Below are 15,117 nucleotides of genomic sequence, written 5' to 3' on the forward strand. Positions count from 1 at the left end.
TTACTGTGAATCAACGCACAGATTGTTACAGAAATATGACAGAATGCGCAAAAAAGCGCATGAAATCACGTTTCACTTTCGAATTCCGCGCGTTTATGTTCGAAATCAAACAAACCACAAAATTAATATGGCTAAATGATAAAAAACGAACATAGAGGGTAAACAATGACCAGTCACGATCCTCGTTATAGTGATGTGATAATCATTGGTGGTGGCGCAACCGGCGCCGGGATCGCGCGCGATTGCGCCCTTCGCGGCTTAAGCGTCACGCTTCTGGAACGCCATGATATCGCCACGGGCGCAACCGGGCGTAACCACGGCCTGCTGCACAGCGGCGCCCGGTATGCGGTCACCGACGCGGAATCCGCACGCGAATGTATTGCTGAAAACCAGATCCTCAAGCGTATCGCCCGACACTGCATTGAACCGACCGACGGCCTCTTTATTACCCTTCCTGAAGATGACCTCGCCTTTCAGGACACCTTTATTACCGCCTGCGGCGCCGCGGGCATTCAGGCTGAAGCCATGGATCCGGCGCTGGCGCGTAGGCTGGAACCGTCAGTTAACCCGGCGCTTATCGGCGCGGTGAAAGTCCCTGACGGCACCGTCGATCCGTTCCGCCTGACCGCCGCCAACATGCTGGACGCCCGGGAGCATGGCGCACATATCCTCACCGGGCACGAAGTGACCGGCCTTATCCGCGAAGGCCACCGCATCTGCGGCGTACGGCTTTTTAATGCGCAATACAATGAACACAGCGAGCTGTATGCCACCGTGGTGGTCAACGCGGCGGGGATCTGGGGGCAACGGATTGCGGAATACGCTGACCTGTCGGTGCGCATGTTCCCGGCGAAAGGCTCGCTGCTGATCCTCGACCACCGCATTAATAACCACGTGATCAACCGCTGCCGCAAACCGTCTGACGCCGATATCCTCGTGCCAGGAGATACCATTTCGTTAATCGGGACGACCTCAACCCACGTGGACTACAGCGAAATTGACTACAACCGCGTCACCGCTGAAGAGGTGGATATCCTGCTGCGCGAAGGGGAAAAACTGGCGCCGGTGATGGCGCAGACGCGCATTCTGCGCGCCTACGCGGGCGTGCGTCCGCTGGTCGCCAGCGACAACGATCCGAGCGGACGTAACGTCAGCCGGGGCATTGTGCTGCTCGATCACGCCGCGCGCGACGGCATGGACGGGTTTATCACCATCACCGGCGGCAAGCTGATGACCTATCGCCTGATGTCCGAGTGGGCAACCGATGCCGTCTGCCGCAAGCTGGGGAATACCAGGCCGTGCGTGACGGCAGAACAGCCGCTGCCAGGATCGCGGCAGTCCACCGAAAAAACGCTGCAAAAAATCATCTCTTTGCCTGCGCCGCTGCGCGGGTCCGCGGTATACCGCCACGGCGACAGAACGCCACCGTGGCTCGGTGAAGGACGACTGAGTAGAAGCCTCGTGTGCGAGTGCGAAGCCGTCACCGCCGGTGAGGTGCAGTACGCGGTGGAGAACCTGACGGTCACCAGCCTGCTCGATCTTCGCCGACGCACTCGCGTCGGAATGGGCACCTGCCAGGGCGAGTTGTGCGCCTGTCGCGCCGCCGGGCTGTTGCAGCGTTTTCACACCACCACCGCTACCCAGTCGCTCGATCAGCTCAGCGCGTTTTTAAACGAACGCTGGAAAGGCATACAGCCTGTCGCCTGGGGCGATGCCCTGCGTGAAAGTGAATTTACCCGCTGGGTCTACCAGGGGCTTTGCGGTCTTGAGAAGGAGCAACACGATGAAATTTGATACCGTGATTGTCGGCGGCGGGCTGGCGGGCCTGCTCTGCGGCATTAAGCTCACGAAGCAGGGGCTGCGCTGCGCGATTATCACCCGGGGGCAGAGCGCCCTGCACTTCTCGTCGGGCTCGCTGGATCTGGTGGACGAAACGTACCGCGATAAGCTGCCACCCGAGCACCCGTATCACCTGATTGGCGCGCAGCATATTGACCGCTTTGCGCTGGAGACCGAAGCGCTGCTGGCGGACTGCGGCGCACGTCTGCAGGGCAGCGCCCGGCTCAATCATCAGCGCGTCACGCCGCTCGGCACCCTGCGTTCCGCGTGGCTCAGCCCGGAGGAGGTGCCCGTTGCCCCCATTCGCGCGGAACGCGTGCGGGTGGTAGGGATTAGCGGCTTTCTGGATTTCCAGCCCCATCTCGCGGCGGCGTCGCTTTGTCGCCAGGGCGTTAACGCCGAAACGGCAGAGATAGAACTACCTGAGCTTGATGTCCTGCGCGATAACCCGAGCGAGTTTCGCGCGGTGAATATCGCCCGTTTTCTGGATAACGAAGAAAAATGGCCGCTGCTGTATGACGCCCTCAGGCCGCTTAGCGACAACTGTGACGCCCTGCTGATGCCCGCCTGCTTCGGTTTACGCGACAACCGGCTCTGGCGCTGGCTCTCGGATCGTCTGCCCTGCTCGCTCGGCCTGCTGCCAACGCTGCCCCCGTCAGTCCCCGGCATCCGCCTGCACACCCAGCTCCAGCGCCAGTTTGTTGCCCAGGGCGGCGTGTGGATGGCGGGGGATGAGGTGAAGAAAATTACCCTGGTGGACGGCGCGGTAAGCGAAATCTGGACGCGAAACCACGAGGATATTCCGCTTCGCGCCCGCTATACGGTGCTGGCAAGCGGCAGTTTCTTCAGCAACGGGCTGCTGAGCAGCCGGGAAGGCATTCGGGAAGCCATTATGGGGCTGGATGTTCGCCAGCGAGCCTCTCGCGCGGACTGGTATCAGAGTGATTTCTTCTCGCCGCAGCCCTGGCAGCAGTTCGGCGTGATTGTCGATAACCACCTGCATCCGCAGCTTTCCGGTAAGCCCGTCAGTACTCTTTTTGCCATCGGTTCGCTGCTGGGCGGATACGATCCCATCGCCCAGGGATGCGGTGGCGGCGTCTGCGCCATCACGGCGCTGTATGTGGCAGAGCAGATTAGCCAGCGCACGGAGGCTGAACAATGAACGACACCCGTTTTGAAAGCTGCATCAAATGCACGGTGTGTACCACCGTCTGCCCGGTCAGCGGCGTGAACCCACGCTATCCCGGCCCTAAACAGGCCGGGCCGGACGGCGAGCGTCTGCGCCTGAAGGACGGCAAGCTGTACGATGAGGCGCTGAAATACTGCATCAACTGCAAACGCTGCGAAGTCGCCTGCCCGTCGGATGTGAAAATCGGCGATATCATCCAGCGCGCTAGGGCGCGCTACAGTACGCAAAAGCCGTCGCTGCGGGACGCGATTCTGAGCCACACCGATCTGATGGGCAGCGTCTCTACGCCGTTTGCCCCGCTGGTGAATGCCGCGACCTCTCTCAAACCGGTGCGCCAGCTGCTGGATGCCACGCTGAAGATAGACCATCACCGCAGCCTGCCGAAATATTCCCACGGCACCTTCCGCCGCTGGTATAAATCCTTGGCGGCGGAGCAGGCGCAGTACGCCGAGCAGGTGGCCTTTTTCCACGGCTGCTATGTGAATTACAACCATCCGCAGTTGGGTAAAGATCTGCTGAAGGTGCTGAACGCCATGGGAACCGGCGTACAGCTGCTTAGCAAGGAGAAGTGCTGCGGCGTGCCGCTGATTGCTAACGGGTTTACCGATAAAGCGCGCAGGCAGGCTCAAAGCAATGTCACCTCCCTGCGCGAAGCCATCGTCGACAAAGGCATACCGGTGCTGGCGACCTCGTCCACCTGTACCTTCACCCTGCGCGATGAGTATCCGCATCTGCTGGACGTGGACAACACCGGCCTGCGAGAGCACATCGAGCTGGCAACACGCTTCCTGTGGCGCAAGCTGGACAGCGGGCAGAGGTTGCCGCTGGGGAAATTGCCGCTGAAAGTGGTGTATCACACGCCGTGTCATATGGAGAAGATGGGCTGGTCGCTCTATACGCTGGAGCTGCTGCGCTTAATCCCAGGGCTGGAGCTGACGGTGCTGGACTCGCGCTGCTGCGGGATTGCGGGAACCTACGGCTTTAAGCGTGAAAACTACGAAACGTCGCAGGCGATCGGCGCTCCGCTGTTCCGTCAGATTGAGGAGAGCGGCGCGGATATCGTGGTGACGGACTGCGAAACCTGCAAGTGGCAGATTGAGATGTCCACCAGCAAGCGCTGCGAGCATCCGATTACGCTGCTGGCAAAGGCGCTCGGGTGAACATGGCCGGGGCGAAAGGCCCCGGCACAGGCGTTACTCCACGAACAGCGACTCAACCACGTTAATCCAGCCGTGCTCGCTGGCCACCTCTTTGCCATTCAGCCAGCGGCGCAGCATGTTCAGCGCCATCATAGCGCACACCTCCTGACGCACCGCCAGACTGTGGCGGGTAATGCTCATTTTTACCCGCAGGGCGTGGGTGCCCTCGGGCGTCGCCAGCGCGAAGTTGAGATGTTCTTCATCCAGCCCGCCGACAAACAGCGCCAGACCGGCAAAATGCTTCACCCTTCTCTCGGACGCCCAGCGGGCGGTCTGCGCCAGGGTCTCCTGCTGGAACGGCACCACTTCGCTCGCCAGCAGCGGCGCGTTGACGCGCGACAGCTGAAGTGCCAGCAGGCCACCGGTGAACTGCTCGCTTAAGGTCACGCTCAGTTGACGCGCCTGCAGCTGCTTCGCAATCTGCGCGGGCAACCCTTCCGTACCTTCAAAGATCAGGCTTTCGCCCGCCACGCGCTGCACCTCGGGCCACAACGCCAGCATCGCCTCTTTCTGTTCGGCCGGGCCTGTCAGCTTAAGTTCAATGATCGGCATGGAGGAGCGATAGCCCATGGACACGCCCGGCGGCAGCGGAAGGTGATCGAGGCTCTGGGCCAGATCGCTTTCCGAGCGGCCAAAGGTGGTCAGACGCAGGCACAGCGGCGGTTCCGGCAGGGTAAAACGATCGCGAAGGCGCGGCAGGATCTGCTGCTCGACCATCACTTTAAATTCTGAGGGCACGCCCGGCGTGAAGAACATCAGACAGCGGTTCAGCTGCATGGCAAACCCACACGCGGTACCGACCGGGTTATCGACCAGTTCAGCACTGGCGGGAATTTCAGCCTGTTTGCGGTTGCTGGGGGCCATGACGCGGCCACGTTCGGAGAAAAAACGCGCCATCTGCGAGAGCCACGCCTCATGCAGCACCAGCCCTTCGCCTTTTGCGGTCGCGGCGGCCAGGGCACTGAGATCGTCACTGGTGGGACCGAGCCCGCCGTTCACAATCAGCACGTCGCACTGTTCACTGCGCTCGCGCAGAACTGCGACCAGTGACTCAAGATTGTCGCCCACCGTATTGCGGCGCGTTAACGGTAATCCTTGCTCAAAGAAAAGATCGGCCAGCCAGGCAGCATTGGTATCAATAATTTGTCCATGCAGCACTTCGTCGCCGGTGGATAACATCTCCACGTTAATCATTGTGTTCTCCCGCTTATTTGGTCAAAACACTATAGCGCAAATGCGGGGTGGAGCAGAGAGAAACTGGCGCGACAGCATGCCGCGCCGGAGAGATTAGAAGCCTGCGCTGACGCCCACGTACGGGCCGTCGGCCAGCGCGTTATCGCGGTTACCGTCTTTGCCGGCCAGGTTCAGATAGCGATAGCCTGCTTCGATTGTGATTGGACGCATGATGGTCCAGCGTGCGCCAGCGTTGGCCTCTTCATAGCTGTCGATACCGCTTGAGAGGGAATCCGGAGAGTAGTAGTACTCACCAAACAGCCCGAAGCTGTCGCCAATTTTCCACTGCAGACCGCCGCCCACTGCCGCCGCATACCCTTCATCACCATCATTTGGGTTGGTATAGATACCTTTACCGCCGACGGTCGCCAGGAACGGGCCAAGAGGAACGTTGAGACCCAGGCCGAGGCTGGCCGCGTCGCCGTCGTCATCGTTATGCGTCCAGCCGCCGGTCATCGCCAGACCGGATGTCTCGGTACCCATGCCAAAGCCCAGGTGGGTATAATCCTGACCCGCCGAGCCGTTAATGCTAATGGCGTTCGCCGCCGCAGATACAACCATCAGGCCGAAGCCCAGTAATGCCACTTTTTTCATTGTCGTGATCCCGCACAATTTTTATAGAGAAGTCCCAAAACCGCGAGATTTTAACCTGGGTCTTCCGGGGATCAAGCACTCTGCGTGCGGCAGGTCAGTAGATTGTAACTATTTGAAACGGCTATTATCCCTTCAGCGTTGCGTTAACCCACTCCTGCAGCGCGCGGCGCGAAACTTTAATGCCGCCATTTTTGAGTTCGGTCGGCAGCAGCAACCAGCGGACAGGTTGCTCAAAACGCGCCACCTTGTCCCTCACCCAGTCGGGTAAGCAGGTGATATCCGTTCCCGGCTCGCACTCCACGACCGCCACCGGGCGTTGCCCGAATTCAGCGTCGTCCAGCGGAACGATAAACACCTGGTTAACCTGCGGGTGCGTGGCGATAACCCGCTCCAGCGATTCCGGCTGGATCCCTTCTCCGCCGCTAAAAAAGAGGTTGTCCATGCGGCCAAGGATCGTCAGACGGCCGTCATGCCATTCGCCGCGATCGCGTGTGGCGAACCATCCCTGCGCGTTGGTCAGCGGAATCAGTTCGCCATCCCGCCAGTAGCCTGAGGCCATGCTTTGCGCCCTGATCCAGACTTCACCGTTAACGACCTGCACCTCTCTGCCCGGCAGCGCACAGCCCACGTCCGGCTCGCCGTCCGCCTCTTTCGCACAGACGGTAGAGGCAAACTCGGTCAGACCGTAGCCGCAGAAGGTGCGTATATGCTGCTCTCGCGCCTGTTCGGTCAATTCAACAGGGATGGCCGCCCCGCCCAGCAGCACCGCTTTCAGTGCGACAGGCTGGTGGGCATTCAGCAGACGCCAGAGCTGGGTTGGCACCAGCGAGGCGTGGGTGCAGCCGCACAGCGCCTGCTCCAGAGGCTGTTTCTCGCGTACGGTTAACCGCGCGCCGGCCTGCAGCCAGCGCCATAAGATCCCCTGGCCGGAAACGTGAAACAGCGGCAGCGAAAGCAGCCAGTCGTCGTCTTCACCGTAGGGCATCAGCGCCAAAACGCCGCGCGCGCTGGCAAGGTGGGCCTCGCAGGTATGGACCGCCGCTTTCGGCAGTCCGGTGGAGCCGGAGGTCAGCGTCATGGAGGCCAGCCGCGCCGGTTGCCACGCAGCGCAATACGCATCGGCTGTCTCGTGCATGCGCAGGGCAGGAAGGCCGTCGTAGCTGCCGTCCAGCACCAGCGCAAAGCGCAGCGTCATCTGCGGGAGCAGCACGTCCAGCAGCGGGCGCGGTAGCTGCGGATTAACGGGAAGAATACGCGCTCCGCACTGGAGCAGCGCCAGCCACGCCAGCAGGGTTTGCGGATGATTATGGGCCTGCAGCAGCACGCCGCAGCCCTCCTCCACGCCCTGCCGGTGAAAGCCTGCCGCAAGGCTGTCGATGCGCGCGCACAGCTGTTGCCAGCTGAGCACCTCGTCGTTCAGCCTCAGGGCCGGTTTATCGGCAAACAGCGCGCACCAGTGTCGCCACGGCCAGTCGGTAAAACTCATCGCAACGGCTCCAGCGCCGCGACGTCGAGGCACGGCAGCGCGCTGTCCGGCCACGGGCGGAGAAGCTGAGCCTGCATCAGGTTCAGCGTGTCGAGGCCAGGAACCGTATCCGGCGTTAGCCAGGCGGCCATGCGCGCCAGCTGGGTTAGCCCAAGGCTGGACTCAATCGACGAGCTGATCACCGCCGTCAGCCCTAAGGCATGCGCCGCCGCGACCTGCTCGCGCACTTTCGCCAGGCTACCGGTCAGCGTCGGTTTAATCACCACCGCGCTGACGCCGGGCTCGGCAGCGAATTCAAAATCGGCCTCGCGCAGGCTTTCATCCCAGGCGATGGCAATCCCCGTTTCGCGGGCAAACGCGCGCGAATCCTCGCGGGTTTTGCACGGCTCTTCCAGGAAGGCAATACGGCTCCGGTAGGCCGGGTTGACGTACTTCGCAAACTGCTGCGCCTTAAGCGGCGTCCAGGCGCGGTTGGCGTCCAGACGCAGATGCAGATCGGGGATCGCCTCCAGCAGCAGGTTGGCGACCATGCCGTCGCGCACCGCTTCATACAGCCCGACTTTGATTTTCGCGACTTTCTCGCCCGGCATGGCGGAGAGCAGCGCGAACAGCTCGTCCGGATCGCCCGTGCAGAGCGGTGCTGCGCGGTAATTCCCCGCCTCCGGCAGGCTGCCGTCCAGCTCGGCCAGCGCGCAGCTGATACCAAAGGCCGCGGAAGGCACCTCCGGCAGCGCCGGATTTGCACCCTCGCGCCACGCGTCCGCCCACGCCAGCAAGGCCGCCCGCGCGTCATCCAGCGACTCGAGGCTAAACCCCGGCAGAGGCGAAATCTCGCCCCAGCCTTCCCGCTCGCCCTGCTGCAGATGCACGAAGAAGCCGTCACGGGTTTTTAACCGCCGTTCACGCAGCACCACGCCCGCGTCCATCGGTATCTGCCAGCGGTAAACCTGCGCGCGACGCATTACGGGTTCCGTTTGTATTTGCTGAAGTCCGGCTGGCGTTTTTCGTTAAACGCGTTGCGCCCTTCCTGACCCTCTTCGGTCATGTAGAACAGCATGGTGGCATTGCCCGCCAGCTCCTGCAGACCCGCCTGACCGTCGCAGTCGGCGTTGAGCGCGGCCTTCAGGCAGCGCAGCGCCATCGGGCTGTTTTGCAGCATTTCACGGCACCAGCGCACGGTCTCTTTTTCGAGATCGGCAAGCGGCACCACGGTGTTCACCAGGCCCATATCCAGCGCTTCCTGCGCGTTGTACTGACGGCACAGGAACCAGATTTCGCGGGCTTTTTTCTGACCGACGATGCGCGCCATGTATGAGGCCCCCCAGCCGCCATCGAAAGATCCCACTTTCGGGCCCGTCTGGCCGAAGATGGCGTTCTCGGCGGCAATGGTCAGGTCACACATCATGTGCAGCACGTGGCCGCCGCCGATGGAGTAGCCCGCCACCATCGCCACCACCGGTTTTGGACAGGTGCGGATCTGACGCTGGAAATCGAGGACGTTCAGGTGATGCGTACCCGCGTCGTCCTGGTATCCGCCGTAGTCACCGCGCACTTTCTGATCGCCACCGGAGCAGAACGCTTTCTCGCCTTCGCCGGTCAGGACAATCACGCCGATGTTGTCGTCGTAGCGCGCATCCGCCAGGGCCTGAATCATCTCTTTCACGGTCAGCGGACGGAAGGCGTTACGCACCTGCGGGCGGTTGATGGTGATTTTGGCAATGCCGTCGGTGGATTTGTGGTAACGAATGTCGGTGTAGCCTTCGGAGCAGTCCTGCCATTCAACCGGGGCGTAAAGCATGTGTTCATCAGGGTAGATCATAGAGTGTCCTTTATTCGAAGACGCAGTATCTGAGCCAGACTTGCCGCAACCGCATCGGGGTTTTCCCGGTGGGCGTTGTGTCCGGCGTTGGGAATTGCATGGCGAACAGCATTCAGCTCCGCGGCAAGGGCCGCAAACTTCTCATCATGTTCGCCATAGAGATGATCAAAAGAGAAATGGCGCGCGCTCAAGGCAGCACGCAGATCGGGCTGCACGGCCAGCGACGTTGCCTCGAGCATCATCGCCAGCGCCGCGCCGCAGTTCTGGCTGCGCAGGGTAATCAGCGCGTCGCGCTGGGCGTCCGTCAGGGAGGCAAACACGGGCTGTTGGTACCAGTCAGCGAACACCTTATCCAGCGGTTCGCTGCGAAAACGTGCTGCCCAGCGGCGGTCGGATGCCAGCCGCGCCTGTCGCGCATCAGCATCCTGCAGGCCCGGATGTCCCCCTTCTACCGTCAGGCCCAACAGCCCCTTTGGCTGCTGGCAGGCATGGAACATCGCAATGCGGCCGCCGAGGGAGTACCCGACGAGCCAGAATTTCAGTATGTTGTAACTAATCAGAGTTCGGGTGAGCAACGCGCTCATCTCGTCGAAGCCCTCGACGCCCAGGTGCCGGGATCCACCGTGACCCGGCAGATCCAGATACAGCCGGGGATAGTCACGAAGTCGCTCCCCAACACCCTGCCACTCGCGGCAATCGCCGGAAAAACCGTGCAAAAAGACCAGCCAGGGATAGCCTGGTTTTCCGGCCTGCTGCACGCCCGAGAGGATCACAGCTGGCTCACCTGCGCCAGCAGGCTTTGCAGGGTCTGCGCACCGTCAGCCTCGTTCACCACCAGCTCAATCAGCGTCGCGCCGGGCTGTTTCCAGGCTGTACCGAGCGCGGCACCCAGCTGTTCCCAGCTTTCCGGGCGATGATATTTCAGGCTGAACATCGCTGCGGCGTGTTCGAACTGCACGTTCTGCGGCATCAGATAGAAGCGCTCGCGCTCGCTCTGCGGCGTAGGCAGCAGGGAGAAAATCTGCCCGCCGTTGTTGTTGACCACAATCAGCACGAACGGGGCTGACACCTGACGCAGCAGCGCCAGCGCGTTGAGATCGTAGAGCGCGGAGAGATCCCCCACGATGGCCAGCGTCGATTTCGCGCTGGCGCGCTGCACGCCTGCCGCCGTGGAGATCAGCCCGTCGATGCCGCTGGCGCCACGGTTGCTGTACACGGGGTAGCCTGCTGGCAGCTGCGAAAAGGCGTCTATCAGCCGCACGACCAGGCTGTTGCCGACAAACAGCTGCCCCTGCTCGGGCAGGTACTGGCGAATACGGTGCGCCAGCCCGGCCTCGCTGAACGCTTCACAGCGCGCATGGGTCAGTTCCCACGCCTGGCGCGACAGGTCCGGGAGGGTAACCGCCCAGGGTTTGCGTTTTTCAGCCGGATGGAGCGCCAGCCAGGCGTCGATATGGCTGACCAGACGACGACCGCGATGGTGCGCCGGGTCAAGACGCCCTTCCAGCGCGTCCACCAGCCAGTATTCGTCCGGTGTGCAGGTGGCCTGCCACTGCAGTAACCGTTTGCCGGTTAAACTCGATCCAAGCTGGACCACAATCTGCGCCTGCGACAGCTCGGTGACCGCTTTGGCATTACCCAGCCAGAGATCCGCGCACGGCAGCGGCTGCCCGGTCTGGGAAAGCACGTCGCCTATCAGCGGCCAACCCAGGGTTTGCGCCCACTCGGCGACCAGCTTGCCTTCGGCGGCGCTCATGCGCCCGGCGATAACCACGCCGCGCTTCTGCCGCCAGAAGAACCAGTCGCGCTGTTTCGCGCTCTCAAGGTGCGTCTGCTCGCGCAGCCACGGTTTCTCACTCTGCCACCAGTCGCCGAGGGTCTGCTGCCAGTCAAGACCCGTATCGTCCAGCTCGCCGTACAGCGGCTCGGCAAACGGGCAGTTAATATGCAGCGCCCCGCTGCGCAGCGTCTCCATGGCATGATCGACGGTGGAGACCAGCCAGCTTGCCGGAATATCCTGGGTGGGACGGGGCAGCGAAATCGTCTGCGAAGGATGCGAAGAAAAGAGTCCCGGCTGACGGATGGCCTGATTGGCGCCGCAGTCGATAAGCTCAGGGGGACGATCGGCCGTCAGCAGAATCAGCTTTTCACCGGTTAACCCGGCTTCAATCAGAGCCGGATAGAGGTTCGCCACGGCAGTACCGGAAGTAACAATCACCGCCACGGGTTCTTTGCTGACCTTTGCCAGACCCAGCGCGAGATGCCCGAGGCCACGCTCATCAAAGTGGGTGTGGTGAATCAACGCCCGGTTTTCGGCGGCCGCCAGCGTCAGCGGCGTTGAGCGAGAACCCGGTGCAATACACACGTGCCTGACGCCGTGGCGCGTCAGGGCTTCAAGGATCACCGCCGCCCAGCGTCGGTTAAAAGAACTTACTGACATGAGATTGTCCGGTATCAAGAATGCGACACAGTATAAATAATAGAAAAAATTGGAATTTTGATATGAATCGGGATTGCGCGAATCAGTATTAATCCCTAAGGAGCAGAGAGCGCAATCCGGCCGCTTTGTTTTCGATCTCCTGCCACTCCTGTTCCGGGTCAGACCCGCTGACAATGCCCGCCCCGGCGTAGAGCCGCAGGGAGTCATCCTGGACGCGGGCGGAGCGCAACGCCACGCAAAATTCACTCTGGTCAGGCGATAAATACCCGGCAGAACCGGCGTACCACTCGCGGTTAAAGGGCTCAACCTTCTGAATAAATTCGCGCGCAGGCTGTCGCGGCAAACCGGCAACGGCCGCCGTCGGCTGTAGCATATGCAGGCACTGCTCGTCGTCGGCCTGTTTGAGTTCGGTCCAGATACAGCGGCGCAAATGCTGCACTTTACGCAGGCGCACCACCTGGGGGGGCAGTACCTCAAGCGTCTGCGTGTAGTGCTGAAGACGCTGGCAAATATCTTCCACGACCAGCATATTTTCGCGCTGGTTTTTATCGTCGTTCAGCAGCCACTCGCCGAGACGCTGCGCCTCGCCATCATCGGCATGGCTGGCGACGGTGCCCGCCAGCGCTTCGGTGCGCAGCAGCGTGCCGCGCCGCCGCCAGAGACGCTCGGGGGTCGAGCCAAGAAACGCGTTGCTGGCGTCGAATACCATGCAGAAATGGTAGCAATGTAAATTCAGGGCGCGGCTGGCCGCCATCAGCGCGACAGGGTTAACGCGCTGTGTAAACCGGATATCGGTTGCCCGGGCGAGAACCACCTTTTCGAAATCACCGCGCGCGATGGTCTCTGTCGCTCTGCGGATAAGCGTCAGCCATTCGGCCTGCTGCGGCTGATGGGTTTCGTGCTCAACCTGAACGGATAGCGGACGGATAGATCTCGCAGGACGGAGTTGCTGTAAAAAATCCCGCGCGGCGAGGGCATCTTCCTGAAGTGAATAATCACTCCACAGCTGCAGACGCAGCGTAGCGGTGCCGGCGGTACGTCGCCAGAGCAGCCGCGGTAAAAAGAGGCTGCCCTGCTCCGGAGTAAAGGCGTTCAGGCCACAGATACGGGTATCACCTGCCGCGTTTTGCTCGCGCAAAAACTGCGTGGCTAACGCCAGAGAGGAAAAGGGGATCACCGCCCCCAGCGCAGCCAGTTCTTCATCGCCGTTACGCTGCTGCCAGTAAAACTGCGGATAGCACTGCTGCGCCCCAAGCCAGGCGAGAGGGTCGAAAGCGTCGTTTAACGGGAAAGAGACGTCGAAATGACATATGCCGGGTGTTGCGGGTAACGCTTGCGAAAGCTGGGTACGCAATTGCTCCAGCGCGAGGAAAATCGAATTCACGCGAACCTCTCCCTGTTAAAACCTCGTATTATACGGGGTACTGGCAATAAATAGCAGTACCCACGTATAGGGAGTGGTTAAGCGGCTTAACGACGGGCTAAGAGCAGCCCCAGTACCAGCCCGACGGCAGCACCTACTCCAATACCCTGCCACGGTTTTTCATGCACGTAATCATCGGCACGGTACACCGCTTTTTTGGCGCGGTAGTAGTAGGTATCAGACGCATGGCTGACGCGGTTTTTCACTTCATGCAGCGCCTGCTCGGCGCGGGCTTTTAGCTCAATATATTTCTGATCGGCAGGGTCGCCCGAGGAACGTAACACCTCTTCCAGCGTTTCGCTCAGTAAGGCCAGGTCGTCGTCGATACGGGTATCCCAGGATTGAAATGACATATTTTTCTCCATGTTAGTACACCAGTCCGCTAACTATAGCCAACGACTCGCCATTACGCCTGCTTCGCTTCCCGCGCCATGCCGATGTGGGGAATGCCGTCTTCATCGTACACCTCGGTGACCGGCACGAAACCAAAGTGGCCGTAGAAGGACTGCAGGTGCGCCTGCGCGCCCAGGTATAACGCCTTGTTCGGCCACTGTTTCTGGCATGCCTCCAGCGTTTTCTCCATCAGCTGATAGCCCAGTTTTTCACCGCGCGCTTTGCCGCTGATGATGACGCGGCCAATGACGACAGGCTCAAAATCGTCTTCGCTTTTCAGAATCCTCGCATACGCCACCAGCTCGTTATTCCGCCAGCCGAGGATATGGCGGTTCTCGCCGACGAGATCGTCGCCGTCGATGTCCTGATACGGGCAGGTCTGTTCAACCACGAACACTTCGCAGCGCAGTTTCAGCAGGGCGTAAAGTGAATGAACGGTGAGGTCACTATGGTGTAAATCTTGCCACTGGATCATGTCAGTCTCCTTCCTGGGGTTCATCACGTTATACTAAACCCCTCCCCGTTCGGCAAAGGGCTGATTGCGTTATGGAACTGATTTTTCTGGGTACGTCCGCGGGCGTGCCAACCCGCTCACGAAATGTGACGGCGATTCTGCTGGATCTTAAACACCCCACCCGCGGCGGGCTGTGGCTGTTTGACTGTGGTGAAGGGACGCAGCATCAGCTGTTACACACCGCTTATCACCCCGGCAAGCTGGATAAAATTTTTATCACCCATCTGCATGGCGACCATCTGTTTGGCCTTCCCGGCCTGCTGTGCAGCCGCTCGATGGCCGGTAACGCCAACCCGCTGACGATTTACGGGCCTGCGGGTATTCGTGAATTTGTTGAAACTACGCTGCGCCTGAGCGGGTCGTGGACGGATTATCCGCTGGAGGTCGTTGAGATTAGCGAAGGCCTGATTTTCGATGACGGCGATTATAAGGTGAGCGCTCAGCCGCTCAATCACCCTGTCGAGTGCTATGGCTATCGCATTGACGCGCATGACAAACCCGGCGCGCTGGACGCCGCCGCGCTGATGGCCGATGGCGTAAAACCCGGACCGCTGTTCCAGCGCCTGAAGCACGGTGAGACCGTCACGCTGGAGGACGGGCGCGTCATTAACGGTCAGGATTATCTCGCCGCACCGCAGCCCGGCAAGAAGCTGGCTATTTTTGGCGACACGGCCCCGTGCCGGGCGGCGCTCACGCTGGCCCAGGGCGTGGACGTGATGGTACATGAAGCGACGCTTGAAACGGCGATGGAAGAGAAAGCCAACAGCCGGGGCCACAGCTCGACGCGACAGGCGGCGCAGTTGGCCCGTGACGCGGGCGTCGGGAGGCTCATCGTCACCCACGTCAGCTCCCGCTACGACGCGCGGGGCTGTGAAAAGCTGCTGACAGAGTGTCGCGCGCTGTTCCCGGAATGTGAGCTGGCCGAAGATTTCGCTCAGGTCAGCGTTTAGTCCTTCATTTTTCCCTCAGGATGCCGATAACGATTAAA

General features: G+C 61.0%; 14 protein-coding genes. 4 read left to right on the top strand and 10 right to left on the bottom strand.

Annotated elements, in window-relative coordinates:
• Positions 1-165 precede the first annotated feature (165 nt).
• The 3 genes from glpA to glpC are packed head-to-tail and all read left to right on the top strand — an operon-like array spanning position 166 to position 4,188.
• Positions 166-1,794 carry an anaerobic glycerol-3-phosphate dehydrogenase subunit A gene (gene glpA, locus LJA86_RS11315; protein WP_229226162.1) on the top strand — a complete coding sequence of 543 codons (1,629 nt, stop codon included), beginning with the start codon at positions 166-168 and terminating at the stop codon, positions 1,792-1,794.
• Positions 1,784-3,001, top strand: a complete 1,218-nt coding sequence (glpB, locus tag LJA86_RS11320; RefSeq protein WP_229226163.1) for a glycerol-3-phosphate dehydrogenase subunit GlpB — start codon at positions 1,784-1,786, stop codon at positions 2,999-3,001. The genes glpA and glpB overlap by 11 nt, the downstream gene beginning before the upstream one ends.
• Positions 2,998-4,188: an anaerobic glycerol-3-phosphate dehydrogenase subunit GlpC gene (gene glpC / locus LJA86_RS11325; protein ID WP_229226164.1), complete on the top strand. Its 1,191-nt coding sequence runs from the start codon at positions 2,998-3,000 to the stop codon at positions 4,186-4,188. The genes glpB and glpC overlap by 4 nt, the downstream gene beginning before the upstream one ends.
• Before the next feature lie 33 nt (positions 4,189-4,221).
• Here the strand turns inward: glpC and LJA86_RS11330 are convergent, their stop codons facing one another.
• The 10 genes from LJA86_RS11330 to LJA86_RS11375 all read right to left on the bottom strand — a co-directional run bounded on the left by LJA86_RS11330 (position 4,222) and on the right by LJA86_RS11375 (position 14,090).
• Positions 4,222-5,421: a nicotinamide mononucleotide deamidase-related protein YfaY gene (locus LJA86_RS11330; protein WP_045908716.1), complete on the bottom strand. Its 1,200-nt coding sequence runs from the start codon at positions 5,419-5,421 to the stop codon at positions 4,222-4,224.
• Positions 5,422-5,514: 93 nt separating this feature from the next.
• Positions 5,515-6,054: a YfaZ family outer membrane protein gene (locus LJA86_RS11335; RefSeq protein ID WP_023616384.1), complete on the bottom strand. Its 540-nt coding sequence runs from the start codon at positions 6,052-6,054 to the stop codon at positions 5,515-5,517.
• A gap of 124 nt (positions 6,055-6,178) precedes the next feature.
• Positions 6,179-7,540 (bottom strand): o-succinylbenzoate--CoA ligase, encoded by a 1,362-nt coding sequence (gene menE, locus LJA86_RS11340; protein ID WP_229226165.1) that lies wholly within the window; start codon positions 7,538-7,540, stop codon positions 6,179-6,181.
• Entirely contained in the window at positions 7,537-8,502 is a 966-nt protein-coding gene (gene menC, locus LJA86_RS11345) for an o-succinylbenzoate synthase (RefSeq protein ID WP_229226166.1), read from the bottom strand. The genes menE and menC overlap by 4 nt, the downstream gene beginning before the upstream one ends.
• Positions 8,502-9,359 carry a 1,4-dihydroxy-2-naphthoyl-CoA synthase gene (gene menB / locus LJA86_RS11350; RefSeq protein WP_008500223.1) on the bottom strand — a complete coding sequence of 286 codons (858 nt, stop codon included), beginning with the start codon at positions 9,357-9,359 and terminating at the stop codon, positions 8,502-8,504. Before menB ends, menC begins: the two co-directional genes overlap by 1 nt.
• The gene (gene menH, locus LJA86_RS11355; protein WP_126534674.1) at positions 9,356-10,132 is read right to left on the bottom strand and encodes a 2-succinyl-6-hydroxy-2,4-cyclohexadiene-1-carboxylate synthase; all 777 of its coding nucleotides are present in this window, start codon (positions 10,130-10,132) and stop codon (positions 9,356-9,358) included. The genes menB and menH overlap by 4 nt, the downstream gene beginning before the upstream one ends.
• On the bottom strand, positions 10,129-11,799 hold the full coding sequence (gene menD / locus LJA86_RS11360; RefSeq protein WP_126534675.1) for a 2-succinyl-5-enolpyruvyl-6-hydroxy-3-cyclohexene-1-carboxylic-acid synthase: 1,671 nt from the start codon (positions 11,797-11,799) through the stop codon (positions 10,129-10,131). Before menD ends, menH begins: the two co-directional genes overlap by 4 nt.
• An 88-nt stretch (positions 11,800-11,887) precedes the next feature.
• Entirely contained in the window at positions 11,888-13,183 is a 1,296-nt protein-coding gene (gene menF / locus LJA86_RS11365) for an isochorismate synthase MenF (RefSeq protein ID WP_126534676.1), read from the bottom strand.
• 86 nt (positions 13,184-13,269) lie between these two features.
• On the bottom strand, positions 13,270-13,575 hold the full coding sequence (gene elaB, locus LJA86_RS11370; protein ID WP_008500219.1) for a stress response protein ElaB: 306 nt from the start codon (positions 13,573-13,575) through the stop codon (positions 13,270-13,272).
• 53 nt (positions 13,576-13,628) lie between these two features.
• Positions 13,629-14,090 carry a GNAT family N-acetyltransferase gene (locus LJA86_RS11375; protein ID WP_048029682.1) on the bottom strand — a complete coding sequence of 154 codons (462 nt, stop codon included), beginning with the start codon at positions 14,088-14,090 and terminating at the stop codon, positions 13,629-13,631.
• A gap of 71 nt (positions 14,091-14,161) precedes the next feature.
• Here LJA86_RS11375 and rbn point away from each other — a divergent pair, with 71 nt between their 5' ends.
• The gene (gene rbn / locus LJA86_RS11380; protein ID WP_229226167.1) at positions 14,162-15,079 is read left to right on the top strand and encodes a ribonuclease BN; all 918 of its coding nucleotides are present in this window, start codon (positions 14,162-14,164) and stop codon (positions 15,077-15,079) included.
• Positions 15,080-15,117 lie beyond the last annotated feature (38 nt).

This window comes from Enterobacter sp. TCD1-1, assembly GCF_020567405.1.
Taxonomy (GTDB): Bacteria; Pseudomonadota; Gammaproteobacteria; order Enterobacterales; family Enterobacteriaceae; genus Enterobacter; species Enterobacter quasiroggenkampii.

What these genes read in the sequence shown, in the direction of transcription:
- menC (WP_229226166.1), bottom strand. Translation starts at nt 8,502, where the DNA reads ATGCGTCGCGCGCAGGTTTACCGCTGGCAGATACCGATGGACGCGGGC.
- LJA86_RS11335 (WP_023616384.1), bottom strand. Translation starts at nt 6,054, where the DNA reads ATGAAAAAAGTGGCATTACTGGGCTTCGGCCTGATGGTTGTATCTGCG.
- glpA (WP_229226162.1), top strand. Translation starts at nt 166, where the DNA reads ATGACCAGTCACGATCCTCGTTATAGTGATGTGATAATCATTGGTGGT.
- glpB (WP_229226163.1), top strand. Translation starts at nt 1,784, where the DNA reads ATGAAATTTGATACCGTGATTGTCGGCGGCGGGCTGGCGGGCCTGCTC.
- rbn (WP_229226167.1), top strand. Translation starts at nt 14,162, where the DNA reads ATGGAACTGATTTTTCTGGGTACGTCCGCGGGCGTGCCAACCCGCTCA.
- menE (WP_229226165.1), bottom strand. Translation starts at nt 7,540, where the DNA reads ATGAGTTTTACCGACTGGCCGTGGCGACACTGGTGCGCGCTGTTTGCC.
- LJA86_RS11330 (WP_045908716.1), bottom strand. Translation starts at nt 5,421, where the DNA reads ATGATTAACGTGGAGATGTTATCCACCGGCGACGAAGTGCTGCATGGA.
- elaB (WP_008500219.1), bottom strand. Translation starts at nt 13,575, where the DNA reads ATGTCATTTCAATCCTGGGATACCCGTATCGACGACGACCTGGCCTTA.
- menD (WP_126534675.1), bottom strand. Translation starts at nt 11,799, where the DNA reads ATGTCAGTAAGTTCTTTTAACCGACGCTGGGCGGCGGTGATCCTTGAA.
- LJA86_RS11375 (WP_048029682.1), bottom strand. Translation starts at nt 14,090, where the DNA reads ATGATCCAGTGGCAAGATTTACACCATAGTGACCTCACCGTTCATTCA.
- glpC (WP_229226164.1), top strand. Translation starts at nt 2,998, where the DNA reads ATGAACGACACCCGTTTTGAAAGCTGCATCAAATGCACGGTGTGTACC.
- menB (WP_008500223.1), bottom strand. Translation starts at nt 9,359, where the DNA reads ATGATCTACCCTGATGAACACATGCTTTACGCCCCGGTTGAATGGCAG.